Origin of the sequence: Nostoc sp. CALU 1950, assembly GCF_051172895.1 — a bacterium.
Taxonomy (GTDB): domain Bacteria; phylum Cyanobacteriota; class Cyanobacteriia; order Cyanobacteriales; family Nostocaceae; genus Nostoc; species Nostoc edaphicum_A.
Window position 1 is genome coordinate 1 of sequence record NZ_JBDNJQ010000280.1, and the last position, 4,824, is coordinate 4,824.

5 protein-coding genes are annotated in these 4,824 nt (G+C 42.6%); 4 read left to right on the forward strand and 1 reads right to left on the reverse strand.

Annotated elements, in window-relative coordinates:
- Positions 1–275 precede the first annotated feature (275 nt).
- Positions 276–698, forward strand: coding sequence for a hypothetical protein (locus tag ABF638_RS36650; RefSeq protein WP_435027661.1), 423 nt, complete (start codon positions 276–278; stop codon positions 696–698).
- A gap of 124 nt (positions 699–822) precedes the next feature.
- On the opposite strand, the gene ABF638_RS36655 is transcribed toward ABF638_RS36650, so the two are convergent.
- Complete coding sequence (locus tag ABF638_RS36655; RefSeq protein WP_435027662.1) at positions 823–2,052, reverse strand: TetR family transcriptional regulator; 1,230 nt, start codon at positions 2,050–2,052, stop codon at positions 823–825.
- A gap of 303 nt (positions 2,053–2,355) precedes the next feature.
- Between ABF638_RS36655 and ABF638_RS36660 the strand changes: the two genes are divergently transcribed.
- From ABF638_RS36660 to ABF638_RS36670, 3 genes are all read left to right on the forward strand, one after another.
- A complete protein-coding gene (locus ABF638_RS36660) occupies positions 2,356–3,213 on the forward strand; it encodes an acyl-CoA desaturase (protein WP_435027665.1) in 858 nt (285 codons plus the stop codon).
- A gap of 92 nt (positions 3,214–3,305) precedes the next feature.
- Positions 3,306–3,725 carry a hypothetical protein gene (locus ABF638_RS36665; RefSeq protein ID WP_435027663.1) on the forward strand — a complete coding sequence of 140 codons (420 nt, stop codon included), beginning with the start codon at positions 3,306–3,308 and terminating at the stop codon, positions 3,723–3,725.
- Between the two features lie 248 nt (positions 3,726–3,973).
- Positions 3,974–4,720: a TIGR04283 family arsenosugar biosynthesis glycosyltransferase gene (locus tag ABF638_RS36670; RefSeq protein WP_435027664.1), complete on the forward strand. Its 747-nt coding sequence runs from the start codon at positions 3,974–3,976 to the stop codon at positions 4,718–4,720.
- Positions 4,721–4,824 lie beyond the last annotated feature (104 nt).

The window sequence follows — 4,824 nt, forward strand, 5'->3', positions numbered from 1 at the left end:
TGAAGTACCTCAATACGACTTTGAAGTACCTCAATACGACTTTGAAGTACCTCAATACGACTTTGAAGTACCTCAACACGACTTTAAAGTACCTGTTGCTTATTTAAGGTAACTTTTTTGACAGTTTTAATAAAATCCTCAGTACAATCCACTAAAAATAATTAGGTCGATCTTAATTTGCTTAAATTTTTCCGAATTATCTCTCAGAGAAGTTTATTGTTGCATTGGCTAGAGTACATGAAGTAATCCCATAACTTCCTTCAGGAGCGCATTCTATGGCACGACTAAAACGCAGTTCACCCACTCTCGAAAAAGCTCTGCGTCGAATTGCAGGAATGCGATCAATTAGCCCTACGCTAGAATTTGGCAACGGATTAAATTTGACAGACTACGACAGCCGCATCCAAAACTTGCAAACCCAGCTATCTACCTACAACACTTTACTCTCTAGCATAGATGAAATGGCAGGTCGCCTCTCTCTAATTGAAGAAGAATTGCGCGGCTACTCTGAAAAGATGTTAATGAGTGTGGCAACCCATTATGGCAAAGACAGTTTGCAATATATGCAGGCGGGAGGCAAGCCACGCAAGAAATTATCACGCCGTTCGAGCAACACCCAATCCCCATCTGAGAGTACAGCTACAATCTTGAATGTTGCAAACAACAATGGTAAAGAAACCTCTGTTGTTTTACCTTAATTGTTTAACTGCATCATGCTAATGAATTCTTAATTACGAATTACGTTAGCGCAGCGTTAGCGACGCAGGAGCGTCATTACAAATTACGAATTATTCGGTCATTGGCTCCTTATCTCCCCACTCCCTATCCTGGCTTATGATCCAAATGGGTTGCTTGCTCTAGGGCAGCTTTTTCTTTAGCTCGGCGGACATAGGGTTGTAATTGGGAGCGATCGCAACCTGTTAAAATACTCAGGTTTTCCAAGGTGATCCCCCGCATTAACATTTCTACGCGCCAGGTTTGTTGTGCTTGAGCTAAAGCTGGCGCTTGTCCTTGGGGAGTTAACAATCCCTCACTCCATACTTGCCAACGTGTCTCAAGCTCTGATTTTGAGATGGGTGTGCCTGTTTCATTCAAAAACATGGCTGTTTGAGCATCTTTACGACTTTTCAGCCATTTGATTAAAGGATTATTAGTAAAAGAGCCGTAGCGTTTGCCCAAAATCCACTGATTCACAGGTACTTGACGGACAAATCCGGGAATTGTGATTTGTAGGAAGTGCCCTTGAGTATCGTAGATTTGGTGCGATCGCTGCAAGCTAATTATTTCTGTGGCGGATAACCCAGCCCCAAATAATACATAAGCTAAAGCATAATCTCGCGTTCCCAATTTCCTGGCTTGTTGCAGAATTTCGTGAACTAAACTAGCAGGCAAATCAGCTACTTCTGTATTGCTCAAGCCTCCTTGTAAGCAGTTTGTTGCTAATTCTGCTGAAGATGACATGGCTCCATTTAAAAACAACTCCACCAAATTTTCTAGAAAATCGTCGCGATCGTCCCAAAGTTCGTGAAATTCGCTAGTGAACTCAATTACGGCATATCCCAAGATCATTCCATTCAGCAAACTGGCTAATTTTTCTGCGGGTAAATAAGTATTTAGGTGTCCTTGCTGGATTACAGTAGCTAAATACTGAGCTACATAGCGGTTTGCTTCTGTTACTCCCCTGCCTAGGGCGCGGCGATTTTCTGCCGGAAATTGGTCGGCTTCACCCACCACAGACCGGACGAACTCTGGCACTCGTTCTAGTGCATGTAAAGTGTCACTTGCATAATCCTTAAGAGCTTGGTAAACATTGCCAGGAGGCGTTGCTCGCCGCACCAGCGATTCACCTAAATCCTTGAAAGCTGCGGACTCTTCTAGCACAGCCAAAAGCAGTCCGTGCTTATTGCCAAAATTCCGAAATAAAGTCACTTCGTTGACTTCGGCTTTTTCAGCAATTTGGCGGGTTGTAGTGGCGCTGACTCCGTGAGCAGAAAACAACTCAAGTGCAGCTTGAATCAGGCGTTGACGAGTAGAAAGGAGGTGAGATGACATAGAAAAATGCAAGTGGCACTTGCACGGAGATCAGAGTTCTGCTAGCATAACAAATGTAAGTGATACTTGCTTTACTCTATCCTACGGGTGACGCTCCTGCGTCGCTAACGTCAGTCGCTAATGGGGGAAACCCCTAGACGCTCAATGACTCGCTAACGCTGTGCTATCGCCTTTGGCGTCTCCCTTTGGGAGAAGACCGCGGTGGCTCACTGTAACGAACTAGTATACAGGGCGGGTAAATCCCTTGTGGGATGGCATCCGAGAAAAAGCAAATCGCGTCATCATCCATCAACAGGAATTTTTATGACCGCAAATTTTGGGGCGATCGCTCCTGAGAGAGGCAATTCACCTCAACTCAGGTGGATAAATGTGGTATTTTTTGGTGTATTTCATGCGTTAGCACTTCTGTCTCCTTGGTTTTTCTCTTGGCCAGCATTAGGTTTGCTAGTGTTTCTCCACTGGTTATTTGGGAGCATTGGTATTTGCTTGGGATATCACCGACTACTGAGCCATAAGAGTTTCCAAGTTCCCAAGTGGTTAGAGTATGCGATCGCCCTCATTGGAGCGTTGGCTTTGCAAGGTGGGCCAATTTTTTGGGTAGGTGGACACCGCCAACACCACGCCCACACAGAAGATATCAATTTAGACCCCTATTCTGCCCAAAAAGGATTTTGGTGGAGCCATATACTATGGATTTTCTACCCACGTCCAGAATTCTTTGACTATGACACCTATAAAAAATATGCCCCTGACTTAGCAAGACAACCCTTTTATTGTTGGCTGGATCGCTACTTCCTGGTGTTGCAAATCCCCTTCGGGCTGCTGCTTTATTTCTTAGGAGGATGGCCTTTTGTGTTCTATGGAGTGTTTCTCAGATGTGTCTTGCTTTGGCACTCAACCTGGTTTGTAAACTCAGCATCACACCTGTGGGGTTATCGCACCTTTGATGCCAATGATGGCGCTCGTAATCTTTGGTGGGTATCCCTCGTAACTTATGGAGAAGGATGGCACAACAACCATCATACTTATCCCCACATGGCGAAATCTGGGTTGTATTGGTGGGAAATTGATGTTACTTGGTGGAGCATCCTAGTTTTGCAGACTTTGGGTTTAGCCAAAAAAGTTGTTTCACGTCCCCCTCAAGGTGCAACTCACGGCTAAATTGCAACTAAATTATCATGAATTTGTTATGCCGATTGCTTCCCGCAGTCGGCTTAATAAGTTTTTACGCATTTTAATTGCATATTTAGATCATGATTAATACTTCTAGTTTTCGTCAGACGATTCTACTAGCTATTATCACACTCAACCTCATTTCTACTTGGTTACACTACATAGATAATGCATTATTTTTGAGTCGATATCCTGTCCCAACGTGGTTCACTTCTGTTGGAGTAATTAGTACTGTAATTGTGATGACTCCAGTAGGACTATTAGGATATTGGTTTTACACCAAAGGCATGTTTTGGTTGGCGTACTTTTTATTAGCCTTATACTCAATAACTAGTATCTCCAGTCCAGTCCATTATCTCTTTCCGATGGTTGCTCCCATGACTTGGAAAATGCATAGTCTAATATGGCTGGATGGATTTATGGGACTGTTACTAATAGGTTTCTTGTTGTGGTCTAGTCTTGTATTGAAAGAGTGGCATAATAAACTATCTGCAAATTGATTTTACAAAAAGTATATATAGGAATCCGCTTTGATTTCTAAACGAATGTGCGTAGGTAGGCAATAGGCAATAGGAAAGAAGACTTCTTAGTTGTACTGAATTTTTTCAGAAATCAAATATGAGTCTATATATAGTTGTAACTGAAATCGCCCACCATTTTGTTAAGCCTAAGAGGATGTTTGAAAAGTGCCTAAAGTCACAGCGAAACACTTTTCAAACAACCTCTTAGAACAGTAAATTCAGCAATTATGAGTCAGAATATTGGCGCTGTCACAATTTCTATTATTATTCCGGTACTCAATGAAGCGGGAAATATCAAAGAAGCAATATCTACGACAGCCTTATCTACGAAATGCTATGCCAACGCAACTACAAAACCCAGTGCAAATATAGAAGTGATTGTCGTAGATGCTGGTTCAGAGGATGACACTGTGGAAATTGCTCAGTCATTAGGTGTTAAAGTTATCTCGTCATCTCCCGGTCGTGCTGCTCAAATGAATGCGGGTGCTGTTGCAGCTAGCGGAGATATTCTGCTATTTCTCCATGCAGATACACGTTTGCCGACTGGGTTTGATGAGATGATTTGTACAGCACTACAGCATTCGGGGACTGTGGCTGGTGCATTTAACTTGCGAATTGATGCGTCACTTTTAAGTTTACGATGGGTGGAGTGGGGAGTAAAAATGCGATCGCATTTTTGGCAAATGCCTTATGGCGACCAAGCAATTTTTTTAACAAAAGACGTATTTCAGCAAATTGGTGGCTTTCCTGAATTGCCCATCATGGAAGACTTTGAACTAATGCGCCAGTTAAAACGCACTGGACGCATTGTAATTATCCCCACACCAGTTGTTACCTCAGCCCGTAGATGGTTGCAAAAGGGAGTATTAAAAACTACCCTACTTAATCAAATAGTAATTGTTGCTTATTTACTCGGCATTTCACCTGAGCGAATTCGTAGCTGGTATCGCCGAGAAAAATTTAAGAGAATTTAAGCTGTTTCTCATGTGGGTAGTATATCTTAGGGGCATTGCAATACGGTTTGGTTAAGGCTTTTTGATGAAAATTTTAGATCACAAAGATTCGATAATTTATCACA